General features: G+C 64.9%; 15 protein-coding genes. 8 read left to right on the forward strand and 7 right to left on the reverse strand.

Annotated elements, in window-relative coordinates:
- Window positions 1–28 precede the first annotated feature (28 nt).
- A complete protein-coding gene (locus tag ACP150_RS20900; RefSeq protein WP_424968655.1) occupies window positions 29–1,273 on the forward strand; it encodes a hypothetical protein in 1,245 nt (414 codons plus the stop codon).
- Between the two features lie 16 nt (window positions 1,274–1,289).
- Here ACP150_RS20900 and ACP150_RS20905 read toward each other — a convergent pair whose 3' ends face one another.
- Window positions 1,290–2,051: a pyridoxine 5'-phosphate synthase gene (locus ACP150_RS20905; protein WP_424968656.1), complete on the reverse strand. Its 762-nt coding sequence runs from the start codon at window positions 2,049–2,051 to the stop codon at window positions 1,290–1,292.
- 248 nt (window positions 2,052–2,299) lie between these two features.
- Window positions 2,300–2,755 carry an Lrp/AsnC family transcriptional regulator gene (locus tag ACP150_RS20910; RefSeq protein WP_424968657.1) on the reverse strand — a complete coding sequence of 152 codons (456 nt, stop codon included), beginning with the start codon at window positions 2,753–2,755 and terminating at the stop codon, window positions 2,300–2,302.
- 124 nt (window positions 2,756–2,879) lie between these two features.
- On the opposite strand from ACP150_RS20910, the gene ACP150_RS20915 reads away from it, so the two are divergent.
- Both ACP150_RS20915 and ACP150_RS20920 read left to right on the forward strand, forming a co-directional pair.
- Complete coding sequence (locus ACP150_RS20915) at window positions 2,880–3,719, forward strand: PhzF family phenazine biosynthesis protein (protein WP_424968658.1); 840 nt, start codon at window positions 2,880–2,882, stop codon at window positions 3,717–3,719.
- On the forward strand, window positions 3,716–4,114 hold the full coding sequence (locus ACP150_RS20920) for a nuclear transport factor 2 family protein (RefSeq protein WP_424968659.1): 399 nt from the start codon (window positions 3,716–3,718) through the stop codon (window positions 4,112–4,114). The genes ACP150_RS20915 and ACP150_RS20920 overlap by 4 nt, the downstream gene beginning before the upstream one ends.
- 10 nt (window positions 4,115–4,124) lie before the next feature.
- Here ACP150_RS20920 and ACP150_RS20925 read toward each other — a convergent pair whose 3' ends face one another.
- The gene (locus tag ACP150_RS20925) at window positions 4,125–5,156 is read right to left on the reverse strand and encodes a GlxA family transcriptional regulator (protein WP_424968660.1); all 1,032 of its coding nucleotides are present in this window, start codon (window positions 5,154–5,156) and stop codon (window positions 4,125–4,127) included.
- A 64-nt stretch (window positions 5,157–5,220) separates the two neighbouring features.
- Here ACP150_RS20925 and ACP150_RS20930 point away from each other — a divergent pair, with 64 nt between their 5' ends.
- The gene (locus ACP150_RS20930; protein ID WP_424968661.1) at window positions 5,221–5,475 is read left to right on the forward strand and encodes a DUF1272 domain-containing protein; all 255 of its coding nucleotides are present in this window, start codon (window positions 5,221–5,223) and stop codon (window positions 5,473–5,475) included.
- 38 nt (window positions 5,476–5,513) lie between these two features.
- On the opposite strand, the gene tal is transcribed toward ACP150_RS20930, so the two are convergent.
- The 4 genes from tal to ACP150_RS20950 form a co-directional block, all read right to left on the reverse strand.
- Window positions 5,514–6,452 carry a transaldolase gene (gene tal / locus ACP150_RS20935; RefSeq protein ID WP_424968662.1) on the reverse strand — a complete coding sequence of 313 codons (939 nt, stop codon included), beginning with the start codon at window positions 6,450–6,452 and terminating at the stop codon, window positions 5,514–5,516.
- A 248-nt stretch (window positions 6,453–6,700) separates the two neighbouring features.
- A complete protein-coding gene (gene xylB / locus ACP150_RS20940) occupies window positions 6,701–8,152 on the reverse strand; it encodes a xylulokinase (RefSeq protein WP_424968663.1) in 1,452 nt (483 codons plus the stop codon).
- Window positions 8,153–8,227: 75 nt separating this feature from the next.
- Window positions 8,228–8,938: an HAD family hydrolase gene (locus ACP150_RS20945; RefSeq protein ID WP_424968664.1), complete on the reverse strand. Its 711-nt coding sequence runs from the start codon at window positions 8,936–8,938 to the stop codon at window positions 8,228–8,230.
- A 12-nt stretch (window positions 8,939–8,950) separates the two neighbouring features.
- Window positions 8,951–9,967 (reverse strand): ABC transporter ATP-binding protein, encoded by a 1,017-nt coding sequence (locus ACP150_RS20950; RefSeq protein WP_424968665.1) that lies wholly within the window; start codon window positions 9,965–9,967, stop codon window positions 8,951–8,953.
- Between the two features lie 165 nt (window positions 9,968–10,132).
- Here ACP150_RS20950 and ACP150_RS20955 point away from each other — a divergent pair, with 165 nt between their 5' ends.
- From ACP150_RS20955 to ACP150_RS20970, 4 genes are all read left to right on the forward strand, one after another.
- Window positions 10,133–11,479, forward strand: coding sequence for an ABC transporter substrate-binding protein (locus tag ACP150_RS20955; protein ID WP_424968666.1), 1,347 nt, complete (start codon window positions 10,133–10,135; stop codon window positions 11,477–11,479).
- A gap of 87 nt (window positions 11,480–11,566) precedes the next feature.
- Window positions 11,567–12,433 carry a carbohydrate ABC transporter permease gene (locus tag ACP150_RS20960; protein ID WP_424968667.1) on the forward strand — a complete coding sequence of 289 codons (867 nt, stop codon included), beginning with the start codon at window positions 11,567–11,569 and terminating at the stop codon, window positions 12,431–12,433.
- 3 nt (window positions 12,434–12,436) lie between these two features.
- The gene (locus tag ACP150_RS20965) at window positions 12,437–13,255 is read left to right on the forward strand and encodes a carbohydrate ABC transporter permease (RefSeq protein ID WP_424968668.1); all 819 of its coding nucleotides are present in this window, start codon (window positions 12,437–12,439) and stop codon (window positions 13,253–13,255) included.
- A gap of 69 nt (window positions 13,256–13,324) precedes the next feature.
- Window positions 13,325–14,296: a sugar-binding transcriptional regulator gene (locus ACP150_RS20970; protein ID WP_424968669.1), complete on the forward strand. Its 972-nt coding sequence runs from the start codon at window positions 13,325–13,327 to the stop codon at window positions 14,294–14,296.
- Window positions 14,297–14,319 lie beyond the last annotated feature (23 nt).

The following is a 14,319-nucleotide window of genomic DNA, read 5'->3' on the forward strand; positions in this document are numbered from 1 at the left end:
AGTGATAAGCATCCAAGTGGAGGGATCCATGTCGCGCGTCACCGAGCCGAAAGCACAAGGGCAGATCCCGGGGCGGGATCTGGCTGGCCTGTTGCGCCGCGCGGTCCCGGATCTGCCGCTGGTCGTATGGATGGTGCTGGCAACGCTGGCGCTCGGCTTGGCCGGTGGGCTCAGCGCTGAGATGTTGGTGCGCACCTATAATGCCAGTTTCGGGCTTGCCCTTGGCGAGTTCGCGCTGATCCTGCTGCCATCTTTCGTGCTGGCTGCCGCATTGGGCCATGCAGAGATCGCGTCCCCCAATGCGGGGCGAGTGGCGGCACTGGCCTCTCCGGTTGCGGGGGCGGGCATGATCTGCCCGGACACGGCCTATGCTGCGCTTTCCCCCGCCGCGGGGAGGCACAAGATCGATGTGGCCTTTGGGGCCTATGCCGGGTTCAAGCTGCTCTATCCGGCAGGGCCGCTTCTGGTGGCGACGGGGCTGGGCGTCACGGGGCAGGACGGTCTGGCCGCAGATCTGGCACTGGCCGGGATTGCCCTCCTTTTACCCGTATGGGCGGTCGGTGTGCTCTGGGGGCGGGTGACCCGAGCGCCGGATGACGGATCCGGAAAGGACCCTGCCTCAGCCGTGCCCGATGCTGCGACCCGCAAGGTGGTGCGGGCCTTCGCGGCGTTCGGCGTGCTGGCGGGCTTGCTGGGGATGGGGGCTGCGATGGGGCCGACGGGGCAAAACCTCGTCGATTTCCTGCTGCAACCGAAGGGTGCGCTCTTGGCAGCGGCGGGTCTGGCCTTGTTGCAAACCGCACCGCGGCACCGGCGCGCGTGTTGGGATGCTGCGCTGGGGCGAACGGGGTCGCTCCTGCTTGTGATCGGCGCGGCCAGTGCCTTTGGCGCGGTGTTGACGCATCTGGTGCCACTGGCGGATCTCGTCCCCGATGGACGCGGGATCGGGGCCCTGATCGGGCTCTTTGGTCTGACCGTGGTGTTCAAGCTGGTCCAGGGGTCGTCCATGGCGACTTTTGCCTCGGTGGCGCCGGTCGCTGCACCGGTCGTGGCCGCCGCCGGGCTCGATCCGGTCGCCGCGGTCTATGCCATCTGTCTCGGCTCCTTCATCGCGATCTTGCCCAATGACAGCTATTTCTGGCTGGTGCGCCGGGATGCCCTTGGGCGGGAGCCGCGGGATACGCGCGCGCTCTGGGTGCTGGCCAGCGGGGCGACGCTGCAGGCGGTCACAGGGTTGGGGCTCGTACTCACGGCCAGTCTGCTCTGGCCATGACACCATCGCGTCTGGATCACTGGGGCTCGGCAGACAGTCCGGCGGTTTGGCAGGCCGACAGGTAGCGGCGTACGGTCTCGGTCATCCCGAAGCTCAGCGCATCGCAAAACAGCGCATGACCAATCGACACCTCGTCTATCGTTGGGATTTGCGCGAGCAGAGCACGCGTGCCCGGCACCGTCAGATCGTGACCGGCATTCACCCCAAGACCGCACCCCCGCGCGGCCATCGCCGCCTGCGCCAAGCGGTGCAACTCGTGCGCGGCCAAACCGGCATCGGCATGCGCGCTGCCATAGGGTCCGGTATAGAGCTCTACCCGGTCTGCCCCTGTCGCCGCCGCATCGGACATGTGCGCGGCTTCCGCATCGGCAAAGAGCGCCACCCGGCAGCCCGCTGATTTCAGACGCGCAACCCAGTCGGCGAGCTCCGCCGCCTGTGCCCGAAAATCCCATCCGTGGTCGCTGGTCGCCTGATCCGGCGCATCCGAAACAAGGGTCACCTGCTCGGGGCGCACGGCCTCGACCAGGGACAGGAAGCGTGGATCCGGATAGCCCTCGATGTTCAACTCGCGATTCGGAAAGTGCGCGTCGATCATCCGGCGAAAGGTCCAGGCATCCTCGGCAGTGGCGTGCCGGGCATCGGGGCGCGGATGCAGGGTCAGACCAGCGGCCCCAGCGGTCAGCGCGGCGCGGGCGAGCCCGGGCACATCCGGCCAGGGGTGGCCGCGCCGGTTCCGCAACAGAGCCGCCACGTTCATGTTCACCGAGAGTTGGGTCATCCGTGTCACCTGCCTTGGGTCGGGGTCGGACCGGGTCCGGTCCCTGTCGCGCTGACCCGGAAGATTGCAGCGATTTCACCGCTCGGGGATGGCCACTTTCCTACGAAAGCGCCGAACCATCCCGTGCGGCCAGAGGTGATCACGTCGATCAGTGGTCCAGTGACCTGTGCGCTGACAGGGCGGAGCGATCGAATGCCTCGCACTTGTTCGCGCCCGCCCCTTGGCCAGCGAAGCCCGGGCCAACCGGATCAGACCCCCTCCTGCAAGGGCGGCAATCGCGGATCGAACATCGAGGATTTGATGATCGCGGTGTTTGTCTCTGCCCGGTCATGGAAAGGAAGGAGGATATCGTCCAGCTCGGAAATGTCCCGCAGCGCCAGTCGGGCGACATAGCAATCCTCCCCGGTGACCCGGTCGCAGGCCATGAAACGGGGTTGCTCCTCGATCATGCGCTCCACCGCGTGCAGTTGGCCGCTGCGCGGTTTGATCCGCACGAGCGCCTGAATACTGTATCCGAACCGCCGCAAGTCGATCCGACCGCCAAAGCCGGTGATATGGCCCTGCTCCTGCAGGCTGCGCAGGCGCTCGCCCACCGCCGGGCCCGAAAGGCCGACATCCTTGCCGATCTCGGCGAGGCTGGTCCGGCCATGAGATTCGAGGATTTCCACGATGCGGTAGTCTGTTTGATCAAGGGATTTGGACATGAAGGAAGGATAGGCAAACAAGCATCAATCAGAAAGCAAAAAGGAGAAACCGCCATTGAGAATGCGGGGACATGCACCTGCCGGATCGGGTAGCTTCCCCGCAAATGAAAGTCAGGAGGTCCCCATGGACATTCAACGCATTGCCGCTTTCAGCCAAGGCTCCGAAGGGGGCAACCCGGCTGGTGTTGTCCTTTTGCAGGACGCCGTCAGCGCCGCCGAGATGGCGCGTGTCGCGGCTGAGATCGGCTATTCCGAGACCGCCTTTGCCGTGGCGCAGGAAGGCGACGCAAGGACATGGCGCGTGCGCTATTTCTCGCCGGAATCCGAGGTGCCCTTTTGCGGGCATGCCACGATTGCTCTTGGGGCGGCGCTTGGCGCGCAGGGTGGCGCGGGGAGCTATACGCTTGTTCTGAACGACGCCACGATCAGCGTTGCGGCAGAGGCGACAGAGCATGGGATGCTCGCGACCCTGTCCTCGCCCCCGACCAAGAGCCGCGCGCTGTCCGAGGCGGAGCTGCGCGATGTCTTGACCCTCTTTGATCTGACCGGGGCCGATCTCGACCCGCGCCTTGCGCCGGCGCATATCCATGGTGGCGCGGATCACGTGGTCCTGCCGCTGAGGGACCGGGCCCGTCTGGCCGCCATGTCCTATGACCTCGATGCCGGGCGATCGGTCATGCGTGCCCATGGCCTTGTGACTGTCATGCTGCTCTATATCGAGGAGGGTCGCAGTTTCATCGCCCGCAATGCCTTTGCCTCGGGCGGCGTGCTCGAGGACCCGGCCACAGGAGCCGCCGCCGCCGCATTCGCAGGCTATCTGCGCGATGCGGGCTGGCCCCATGGCGGCGGGTTCACCATTAGGCAAGGGGAAGACATGGGCAGTCCGTCCCTGATCAAGGTCGCCCTGGATGATACACCGGGCGCTTCTGTGAGCGTGTCCGGTGCGGCGCGCGAGATCACATGACCCGGCTGCCCGAAATCATCCAGACCTATCTGGACGCCTATAATCGCAAGGATGTCGAGGTCATGCTGGCCTGTCTTGCGCAGGAGGTGACGTTTCAGAACATCTCGGACGGGGTCGTAACGGCAGAGACCGTGGGGCGGGCCGCCTTTGAAACGCTGGCCCGCGCCGGGGCCGAGGCGTTTCGAAGCCGCTCCCAAAGGGTGCGCCACGCGATCACGGTCGCGGATACAACCCTGGTTGAGATCGGCTATCGCGCCGAAGTGGCCATGGATCTGCCTAATGGCTGGGTGGCGGGGCAAGTGCTCAGCTTTCAAGGCGCATCCGCCTTCCGGGTGCAGGATGGCAAGATCATCAGCATCATTGACCAGAGCGACACGGTGGAGGGCCCGTCCTGAGACGTGCAACTCAGGCGGAGCCTGCGTTGCCGGGTGTGGCCTCAGCGCAAAAGCGCTGCCGGTAGTCCGTGGGCGAAACGCCCAGGCCCCGCAGAAAGGCGCGTCGCATGCGGTCCTCGCTTCGGAAGCCGCAGAGCGTCGCAATCTGCTTGGCGCTTCTGGACGATGTTTCCAGAAGCTCCTGGGCGCGTTCAACCCGCATTGCCTCGACGGCCTTGGCCGGGGTCGTGCCGAGGGATTTCGCGTAGCTGCGCGCGAAGTTGCGCGCGCTCATGCCCGCTTCGGCGGCCAGCGCTTCGACGGTCAGAGGCGCGTCGAGATTGTCCGAGATCCACTGGTGCAAGCGCTCGAACCGTCCCGCGCCATCGCGGAGCTGCCGTGTCAGGGCCGGGCTATACTGGGACTGCCCCCCGGATCGGACCATCTGCGCGACCATGGCCCGAGCCATCTTGAGCGCGGCGGCGCGGCCCAGATCCTCGGACACGATCGCCAGAGCCATATCGATGCCCGCGGTGATCCCGGCGGAGGTCCAGACCTGTCCATCCTGAATGAAGATCGGGTCCAGATCGACCTGAACCTGCGGAAAGGTCTCGGCCAGCCGGGCGCAATCATCCCAATGGGTGACGGCGCGCCGTCCATCCAGAAGCCCCGTCGCCGCCAGAACGAGAGCCCCGGAACAGACGGAGGCGACCCGCCCGGCCCCTTTGGCCAGGTCCCGCACGGCGGCCACGAGCTGCGGGTCGCGCATCCCCGGGATTGCCCCCTGTCCACCGACGATGATCAGGGTGTGGATGGGATGCCCCTGTAGGCCGGACGCGGGCTGCGTCGGGATCGACAGTACGGTGTTCGTCCCGATCATGCCGCCGGGCACGGACACGACCTGACAGGCATATCCCTTGTCTTGCGTCGCGGGATCTTCGGCATGGGAAAAGACCTGCAACGGGCCGACGAGATCCAGCAGGGTGATATCGGGATAGACCACGAAGACCACCGATCTGGGGGTCTGGCTCGGGTGATCTGGTTTGGCACTTTTTGACGGCATCTTGGCATTTCTGCCAGAGCTCACAGGACTAGTCTAGACAGAGAGACAACCCGGAGTGTGCCCGATGATGAACCTGAAACCGAATTGCGAATGCTGTGACAAGGACCTGCCGCCCGCCTCGTGCGAGGCCCGCATCTGCACCTTTGAATGCACATTCTGCGCGACCTGCGCGGAGCACCGGTTCGACAATACCTGCCCGAATTGCGGGGGCAATTTCGTGCCGCGCCCGGTGCGTCCGCCGGAAAAGCTCAGCCGGTTTCCGGCCTCAACCGAACGCGTTCGCAAGGCCCACGCGGTCTGCGCCGAGCCCCAGACCTAGCCCGTCGGTCCCCGGGTCGGACCGCACAGCCTGCGGGGTCAGAGCCGCGCGGCCAACAGCGTCAGCAGTTTCTGGTGGTCGGCGTCGAAATTGCGGATGCCTTCGGCCAGCTTCTCGGTGGCCATGGCGTCGGCGTTCAAACCCCAGCGGAACGCTGTCTCCGGCGTGGGGTTCGCCGCGCCACTGGTCGCGCCGGGCGAGAGGATGCGGGGCACCGCACTGTCATCCTCGCGCAGGGCCTGCAGCAGTTTCGGCGCAATGGTCAGCCGGTCGCAACCGGCCAGTGCCTTGATCTGGTCTGTGTTGCGGAAGGACGCGCCCATCACCACGGTGTCGATGCCGTGGGATTTGTAATAGGCATAGATCTCGCGCACCGATTGCACGCCCGGATCCTCGTCCGGGGCATAGCTGTCGACGCCATTGGCCTTCTTGTACCAATCGGTGATCCGCCCCACGAAGGGCGAGATCAGGAACACACCCGCATCGGCGCAGGCCTTGGCCTGCTCCATGGCGAAAAGGAGTGTCAGGTTGCAGTTGATCCCCTCCTTTTCCAGTGTCGCGGCGGCCTGGATCCCTTCCCAGGTGGAGGCTAGCTTGATCAGGATCCGGTCTTTCTCCACGCCGCGGCGGGCGTAATCCTCGACGATCTCGTGGGCGCGCCGGATCGAGGCCTCCGTGTCAAACGACAGGCGCGCATCCACCTCGGTCGAGACCCGTCCCGGCACCAACGTCGAGAGTGTCGCCCCGATCGCTACGGTCAGTGTATCGCAGAGCGCGCGCGCATCCTGCCCCTTGGCCTTGGCTTCGGCCACCTCAGCGGCGATCAGCGCCTCGGCATCGGGGCTGTCCAGCGCGGCCAGAACCAGAGACGGGTTCGTCGTGCAATCCTGAGGCTTGTGTTCTTTGACAAGGGCCGCATCGCCGGTGTCGGCCACGATCACGGTCATGGTTTGAAGCTGCGCGAGGGCGTTGGTCATGGGGTCTTCCAATCGGGCAAAAGGGGTCGAAACGGTCGGACCGCGACGCCTGGGGCGCGTTGCGGTCCCTCAGGCAGCGGGTGCTGCTTTCTCGCGCAGAAGCATTCGCGCTTTGACCGGGATGTCAAACGCTGCGGGTCCGAAACCCGCAGAAACACGCCCCAGCCGGTCGAAATACCGGCGGTGATCCGGCCAAGGCGACAGCTCCCTGTGTTCGGAGGAGGGCGCGAGACCGGCATCACCTCGCCTTACTGGATCTGTTTCAGGCCGGGATAGGCCGCGCGGAAGGCGTGGTAGGCGGCATCATACGCCGGGGCGAGGGTCGCATCGGGTGCGATTTCGCGGCGGGTCTCGGGAGCGGTGATCACCTCCGCCGGCTGTGCCCCCGTTACCGCGATCTGCGCCAGTCGCGCCGCCCCCAGAGCCGCCCCGAATTCCCGCCCGGCGGGGATGATGAGCGGCACGCCCAGCACCGTAGCCAGAAGGCGCAGCCAGTATTCCGACGCACTGCCACCGCCGATGGCCGTCAGTGCGCCCACATCCGCCCCGGTGGATTTCAGAGCCTCGAGGGAATCCCGCAATCCGAAGCTCACCCCTTCGAGCACCGCGCGGGTCAGACCGGCGCGGTCGGTGCTGGTGGCGATCCCGGTGAACCCGCCCCGGATCCGCGAGTCGTTATGCGGTGTCCGCTCGCCCGAGAGATACGGCAGAAACCGCACATCGCCGGGCGGCTGCAGGGCGTCGCCCAGCTCTCCGGTCAGATCGGCGGGGCGCGTGCTGGTGATCCGCGACAGCCAGTTCAGGCTGTCCGTCGCCGAGAGCATCACGCCCATCTGATACCAGTGATCTGGCACCGCGTGACAAAAGGTGTGTACGGCGGTCTCGGGCGCGGGGCTGAACCGCTCGCGGGCCAGCAACACGACACCGGACGTGCCGAGCGAGACGAACCCCGCCCCCTCCTGCAACGCGCCGATCCCGCAGGCCGCGGCGGCATTGTCGCCTGCCCCGCCGCAGACCACCACGGGCCCGGACAAGCCCCAGCGGCGGCGCAGCTCGGGGCGCAGATCTCCGGCCGGGGCGCATCCCTCGACCAGATCGGGCATCTGGTCTCGGCGCATCTCACCGGCCTCGAGCAATCGATCAGACCAGCACCGCGCCCCCACATCCAGCCATGAGGTGCCCGCACTGTCGGACATATCCGCCACATGGGCCCCGGTCAGGTGGTGGTTCAGGTAGGCTGCGGGCAACAGGACCTTTGCAATCTTCGCAAAGATCTCGGGCTCGTGGTGCTTGACCCACAGAAGCTTGGGCGCCGTGAACCCCGGAAAGACGATATTCGCCGAGAGCGCCCGGACATCCGCCATCGCATCGAGCGCGGCGGCCTCCTGCTCGGATCGGGTGTCATTCCACAGGATGCAGGGTCGCAGCACAGCGCCCCCGGCGTCGAGCAAGGTCGCCCCGTGCATATGCCCGGCCACGCCGATCCCGCGAAGCTCGGCAAATGCGGGATAACGCGCGCGCAGGTCCTCGACGGCCATGTCCAGCGCCGCGATCCAGTCCGCAGGGTCCTGCTCGGCCCAGCCCGGGGCTGGGTTCGAGACCGCATAACTGCTCTCGGCGGAGCCGATGGGCACCCCATCCGTCCCGACAAGCAGCGCCCTCAGACCCGAGGTCCCCAGATCAATCCCCAGATAACTCATGCACCGCCCTCCCCGACCGGCTCCGTTTGCAGATGGTGTGATCGTCTCGAACCGCGCGGGCCCCCGCCCGGCGCGTCAGTCTTCGAACAGATCATCGAACGAGGCCATGATAACCGCTGCGCCCGCCGCGCGCAGCGCCGCACTGTGGTCGGCCTGAACATCCACCAGATGTCCGCCACCGATAAAGCCGACCGAACGCATGCCTGCCTCCTCGGCTGCCTGAACCCCAAAGAGGGAATCCTCGACCACCAGGCATTCGGCCGGGGTCACGCCTAGTCGCTCGGCCGCCAGCAGAAACAGATCCGGCGCCGGTTTGCCGCGCGCCACAAGCTCGCTGCTCAGGATCCGGGGGAAACGCGCGGTCAGGCCCATGGCCTCCAGCGCGATGCCGATCCGCTCGAAGGTCCCGCTGGAGGCGATGCAGAACGGGATGCCCCGCGCCTCAAGCCGGTCCAGCAGGGCGATCACGCCGGGCACAGGTTGCAGGCTGCGGCGGAACTCGGCAAAGAGCGCGTCCTGCCAGAGCCGCGCGAAGTCCGTTGCGCAAAGGCCGTCGACCCGCTGCGTGGCGAATTCCGTGATCGCACGCAGGGATTTGCCGAGAAACTGGTCCCGGACCTCCTCAAGCGACATCGGGATCCCCGAGCGGTCCAGCACGTCTCGCAGCGATGCCAGCGAGATCGGCTCGCTATCGGCGATCACCCCGTCGAAATCGAAGATCACTGCCGCGATCCCTGCGGTGATGTCGCGCGGGCCGGGCGGCTCAAGGGGAACGGACTGGTTCATGGCCGCGCCGGATCAGACCGCGCGCCCTTCGGCGTCGAACTGATGCAGGCGGCCCTCGGGGATCTTCAGGCCAACGGTTGCGCCAACCTCTGTCGGATCATCGCCATCAACGCGGGCCACCACGTCGCCCCCGCCAGCCACGCCGAGATACAGCAGGCTCTCTCCGCCCAAGCGTTCTTTCACTTTCACCGTCGCGTCCGCATGGCCCTGCGCGGCATCGACCAGCTCGAAATGCTCCGGGCGGCAGCCGATAAAGGCGGCCCGCCCATCGAGACTCAGATCCCGCAACCCGGTATCGGCTGGGAAGACATTCATCGCCGGGGAGCCGATGAACTCGGCCACGAAGCGGGAATTGGGCTTGTGATAGAGATCCATCGGCGAGCCGACCTGCTCCACCCGGCCCCCGTTCAGAACGACGATCTTGTCGGCCATGGTCATCGCTTCGACCTGATCATGGGTCACGTAGATCATCGTGGCGTCGAGCTGCTTGTGCAGCCCTTCGAGCTCCACCCGCATCTGCACCCGCAACTTGGCGTCGAGATTGGACAGCGGCTCGTCGAACAAGAACACCTTGGGGTTCTTGACGATGGCGCGTCCGATGGCGACGCGCTGGCGCTGGCCCCCCGAGAGCTGCGAGGGTTTGCGTTCCAGATAGTCGCCCAGTTGCAGGATCCGGGCGGCCTCGGCGATGCGTTCGGCCCGGGTCGCCGGGTCGAACCCGTTGACCTTCATTCCGAATTCCATGTTCTCGCGCACGGTCATATGCGGGTAGAGCGCATAGGACTGGAACACCATTGAGATGTCGCGGTCCGCCGGCTCTGCATTCGTCACGTCGCGCCCGTCAATCTCGATCGAACCGGTATCCACCCCTTCGAGCCCGGCCAGCGTGCGCAGCAATGTGGACTTTCCGCAGCCCGATGGCCCGACGAAGACAACGAACTCGCCATCCTCGATATCCAGCGTGACATCGAACAGCGCCTGCATCGATCCGTAGAACTTGTTGAGCTGGTTGATCTTGATCCCCGCCACGGCTGGCCTCCTGCAGATGACGCCCCATTGGTGGCGCAACTCTCAAACGTGCTTTTGTAACTCAATAGAAACTTTTGTATTGACTCGCAAGTTGTAATTATACTTTTGTATGGCTGCGAATACATTCTTTGTCTGAGCAACGAAGTCCTTTTGGGAGGAAAACCAATGAAGAACATGCGCAAACTTCTGTGCAGCGCCGCTTGTGCCAGCATCATTGCCACCGGTGCCGTGGCCGATGGCCATGGCTGGAGCCTGAAGGAGGCTGCTGCCCCCTATGCGGGGACGACCGTTGATGTCGTGTTCCTGCTGCGCCCCGGTTACGAGGCCATCGAGGCCATGCTGCCCGCCTTCGAGGAAGAGACGGGGATCAAGATCAACATCATCAAGCACCCCTACGAGAACGCGCTCGGCGAGCAGGTGCGGGACTTCGTGGCGGGCGGTGATCTGGATATCGCGCTGATCGACCTCGTCTGGATCGGCAACTTCGCCGAGAACGAGTGGATCGTACCCGCAGACCAGATCATGGCGGACTATCCTGAGATCGTGGACCCGGATCTCGATCTCGATGACTTCTTTCCGCTCGTGCTCAACGCGTTTGGCGGCTGGAATGACACGATCTATGGCCTGCCCTTCGACAACTATTCCGGCCTGATGTTCTACAACAAGCAGATGCTGGCCGATGCCGGGTTCGATGGTCCGCCCGAAACCTGGGACGAACTGATGAACGTCTATGGTCCGGCGCTGACCAAGGATGGCAAATACGCCTATGCCCTGCAGTCCAAGCGGAACGAGACCCAGTCCGCGGACAGCTTTGCGCGGATGCTCTGGCCCTTCGGTGGCTCTTTCCTCGACGCGGATTTCCGGTCCAACCTGATGAGCCCCGAGAGCCAGGCCGGTCTGAAATTCCGCCAGGAGCTGATGCAGTACATGCCCGATGGCATCGTTGCCTATGACCATGCGGAAACCGTGAACGCCTTCTCCCAGGGCGATGTGGCGATGATCACCGAGTGGTCGGCCTTCTATTCCTCCGTGGTGGATCCGGATACGTCCAAGATCGCGGCGGATGTGGGCATCGCGCCCGAGCCCAAGGGCCCGGCAGGCCGCAAGCCCGCGCTTGGCGGCTTCTCCCTCGCGGTGGCCGAGCAGGCGGATGACAAGGAACGCGCGGCGGCGTGGCTCTTCATCCAGTGGGCGACCTCCAAGGCCAATGCCAAAGAGTATCTCGAGCGTGGCGGCGTGCCTGCCCGCCAGTCCGTCTATGCGGATCCGGCGCTGGCCGAGACCTATACCTTCATCCCCGCACTGGTCGAAAGCTGGCAGGAAGGCGTGCCGGAGTTCCGTCCGCGCTTTGCCGAATGGCCCGAGATCACCGAGATCGTGCAGGAATGGGGCACCAAGATGATGCTGGGTGAGGTCACCACCGAGGAGGGCGCCGAAGAGATCGGCAGCCGGATGGAAAAAGTCCTCGAGGATGCTGGTTACTACGACGACGACAAGCCGCTCCTGCAGTAACCCCCTGCGAACATTGATCAAACAGGGGTGGCGCGTCACCGCGCGCCACCCCGTTGCAGCACAGACGACATTTTGGGGGGAGACGTCATGCGTGGGCAGGTATCGCGCCGCACCATTCTCAGTTTCATTGGTCCGGCCGTATTCGGTCTTGCCATCGTGGGCATCGCGCCACTGCTTTACGCCGTGTGGACATCCCTGCATTTCTACAACCTGACCAAGCTCAAGCGGGTCGAGTTCATCGGGCTCGAGAATTACTGGACCGTCCTGACCGACGAGGTGTTCTGGCAGGCGATGGGTCGGACCTTTTTCCTGCTCGGCACCGCCTTGCCCCTGCAGTTGATCTTTGGGCTGGGCATCGCGCTGGTGCTGCACCAGCCGGGGCTGACTCTGATGAAAACCCTCGCGCGGCTGAGCCTCGTGCTGCCCATGGCGACGACCTATGCGGTGGTGGGCCTTCTGGGACAGGTGATGTTCAACCAGAAATTCGGCGTGGTGAACCAGCTGCTTGGCGGGGCCGATATCAACTGGATCGGCGATCCGACAAACGCCTTTATCATGATCATCTTCTGGGACGTGTGGCAGTGGACGCCCTTTGTCGCCCTTGTCCTGCTGGCGGGCCTGACCATGGTCCCCGGCGAGGTCGAAGAGGCTGCGCGGCTCGAGACCAAACGCTGGTGGACCATCCTGCGCTATGTGCAGCTGCCCTTCCTGCTGCCGGGGCTGACTGCGGTGCTGATCCTGCGGACGGCCGATACGCTGAAGCTCTTTGATATGGTGTTCACGTTGACGCGCGGCGGGCCCGGAGCCTCGACCGAGTTGATCTCGCTGATGATCCAGAGGGTGGGCTTTCGCGGCTTCGACCAGGGGCTTGCCTCGGCCCAGGCGATCATCCTCCTGATCGTGACGATCGTGCTCGCGCAGATCTACATCCGCCTGTTCTACAAGGAGGTCTGATCCATGGCCACCAACCGCTCCCTCCTGTGGCAGATCCTGCTGCTGCTCGCGATCATCACGCTCTGTGTCTTTCCGTTCTACTGGATGGTCACGACCTCGCTCAAAACGCAGATCGTCGCCCTTGAGGCGCCACCGGTCTGGACCTTCGCCCCGACCCTCGACAATTACCGCGAGGCGCTGTTCGAGGATGGGGTGCTGCGCACGCTCATCAACTCGCTGGTCATCGCGGTTTCGACCACCCTGTTGGCGTTGATCCTCGGGGTGCCTGCGGCTTTCGCCCTCGCCCGGTTCGAGTTTCGCGGCAAGAAGGACCTGTGGTTCTGGTTCATCACCAACCGCATGGTGTCGCCCATCGTGCTCGCCCTGCCCTTCTTCCTGATCGCGCGGAACCTCGGGATCCTCGACAAGCATATCACGCTGATCCTGATCTACCTGACCTTCAACCTGCCGATCGTTATCTGGATCGTCACCGACCAGTTCCGGGGCCTGCCCTACGAGCTCGACGAGGCGGCGCGGCTCGAAGGGGCGTCGCAATTCACCATCATGCGCAAGATCTGCCTGCCGTTGGCCATGCCCGGCGTGGCGGTTTCCGCGATCTTCTCGTTCATCTTCTCGTGGAACGAGTTGATGTTCGGGCTGATCCTGACCCGGAGCGAGGCCAAGACCGCGCCGGCCATGGCCGTGTCATTCATGGAGGGCTACAACCTGCCCTATGGCAAGATCATGGCCACCTCGACCCTGATCGTGATCCCGGTGCTGATCTTCGCCCTTCTGGCGTCGAAGCAGCTGGTGCGCGGCCTGACCATGGGGGCTGTTAAGTGATACAAAGGCCTGATCCGCGATACTTTTGCAGATCAGACCTCCTCCCCCCTCCCTGAAAAGGCCAGCCCCATGTCGCGCTCCATCAAACTTGACCAGATCGACCCGGAAGAACAGCTGCTCGTGCGGCTCGCCTGGGCGTGCGAGATCGAGGGCCTGACCCAGGCCGATGCGGCATCCCGGTTCGGCATCACACGGCTGAAGGTCAACAAGGCCCTGAGCGAGGCCCGCAAGCGCGGCATCCTGCGGATCAGCGTGAACTCGGTCTACGCAGCGGCCGCCGATCTTGAATGGCGGCTTGAGAGGCGCTTTCGCCTGCTGCGCGCGGTGGTCGTGCCCACGCCGGACAACCCGGGCTCGGTCACCAGTCTGGTCAGCGCGGGGCTCGGCGCGCATCTGAGCGAGCTTCTGTCCGATCAGAGCCTGACGCGCTTTGGCATGTCCTGGGGCAATACGCTGAACCTCGCGACCCGTTTCATGCAGCCGCTCGACCGTCCGGAACTTGAGATCGTGTCGATCATGGGCGGGGTGACCCGGGGCTCGGATGTGAATGGCTACGAGATCACCACCCGGCTCGCGGATCTCTGCAATGCCGAGCACAGCTTTTTCACCGCGCCGCTCTATGCGGGCAGCCCCGAGAGCCAGCGTCTGTTTCGCGAGCAGGACGTGATCGCCGAGATGGTCGAGAAAATCCGCGGCTCGGACGCCGTGGCGATTGCGGCCGGCGATCTGCAGAGCTCGCTTCTGGTGCGGGACGCCCTGCCCCGGGACATCAATCCGGCTGACCTGATCGCCAAGGGCGGGGTCGGCGATATCACCGGTCATATCCTCGACGCGCAGGGGAATCTGATCGACCACGACATCAATCGCCGGGTCATCGGGGTCTCTCTTGATGAGCTGGCCCAGATCAAGAACGTCATCCTTGCCGCCGGCGGCCTGCACAAGGCGCCGATCCTCAAAGCCGCACTCGCCCGCGGCTTTGTCGACACGCTGGTCACTGACGAAGCCACCGCCCAGGCCCTGCTCGCCGAAGCAGGGCCCTAGCCCAGACTGACAACGACACCGGA

It is taken from the genome of Dinoroseobacter sp. S375, assembly GCF_049800775.1.
GTDB lineage: Bacteria > Pseudomonadota > Alphaproteobacteria > Rhodobacterales > Rhodobacteraceae > Dinoroseobacter.

What these genes read in the sequence shown, in the direction of transcription:
- xylB (WP_424968663.1), bottom strand. Translation starts at nt 8,152, where the DNA reads ATGAGTTATCTGGGGATTGATCTGGGGACCTCGGGTCTGAGGGCGCTG.
- ACP150_RS20960 (WP_424968667.1), top strand. Translation starts at nt 11,567, where the DNA reads ATGCGTGGGCAGGTATCGCGCCGCACCATTCTCAGTTTCATTGGTCCG.
- ACP150_RS20925 (WP_424968660.1), bottom strand. Translation starts at nt 5,156, where the DNA reads ATGCCGTCAAAAAGTGCCAAACCAGATCACCCGAGCCAGACCCCCAGA.
- tal (WP_424968662.1), bottom strand. Translation starts at nt 6,452, where the DNA reads ATGACCAACGCCCTCGCGCAGCTTCAAACCATGACCGTGATCGTGGCC.
- ACP150_RS20955 (WP_424968666.1), top strand. Translation starts at nt 10,133, where the DNA reads ATGAAGAACATGCGCAAACTTCTGTGCAGCGCCGCTTGTGCCAGCATC.
- ACP150_RS20970 (WP_424968669.1), top strand. Translation starts at nt 13,325, where the DNA reads ATGTCGCGCTCCATCAAACTTGACCAGATCGACCCGGAAGAACAGCTG.
- ACP150_RS20905 (WP_424968656.1), bottom strand. Translation starts at nt 2,051, where the DNA reads ATGACCCAACTCTCGGTGAACATGAACGTGGCGGCTCTGTTGCGGAAC.
- ACP150_RS20945 (WP_424968664.1), bottom strand. Translation starts at nt 8,938, where the DNA reads ATGAACCAGTCCGTTCCCCTTGAGCCGCCCGGCCCGCGCGACATCACC.
- ACP150_RS20900 (WP_424968655.1), top strand. Translation starts at nt 29, where the DNA reads ATGTCGCGCGTCACCGAGCCGAAAGCACAAGGGCAGATCCCGGGGCGG.
- ACP150_RS20965 (WP_424968668.1), top strand. Translation starts at nt 12,437, where the DNA reads ATGGCCACCAACCGCTCCCTCCTGTGGCAGATCCTGCTGCTGCTCGCG.
- ACP150_RS20920 (WP_424968659.1), top strand. Translation starts at nt 3,716, where the DNA reads ATGACCCGGCTGCCCGAAATCATCCAGACCTATCTGGACGCCTATAAT.
- ACP150_RS20930 (WP_424968661.1), top strand. Translation starts at nt 5,221, where the DNA reads ATGATGAACCTGAAACCGAATTGCGAATGCTGTGACAAGGACCTGCCG.
- ACP150_RS20910 (WP_424968657.1), bottom strand. Translation starts at nt 2,755, where the DNA reads ATGTCCAAATCCCTTGATCAAACAGACTACCGCATCGTGGAAATCCTC.
- ACP150_RS20915 (WP_424968658.1), top strand. Translation starts at nt 2,880, where the DNA reads ATGGACATTCAACGCATTGCCGCTTTCAGCCAAGGCTCCGAAGGGGGC.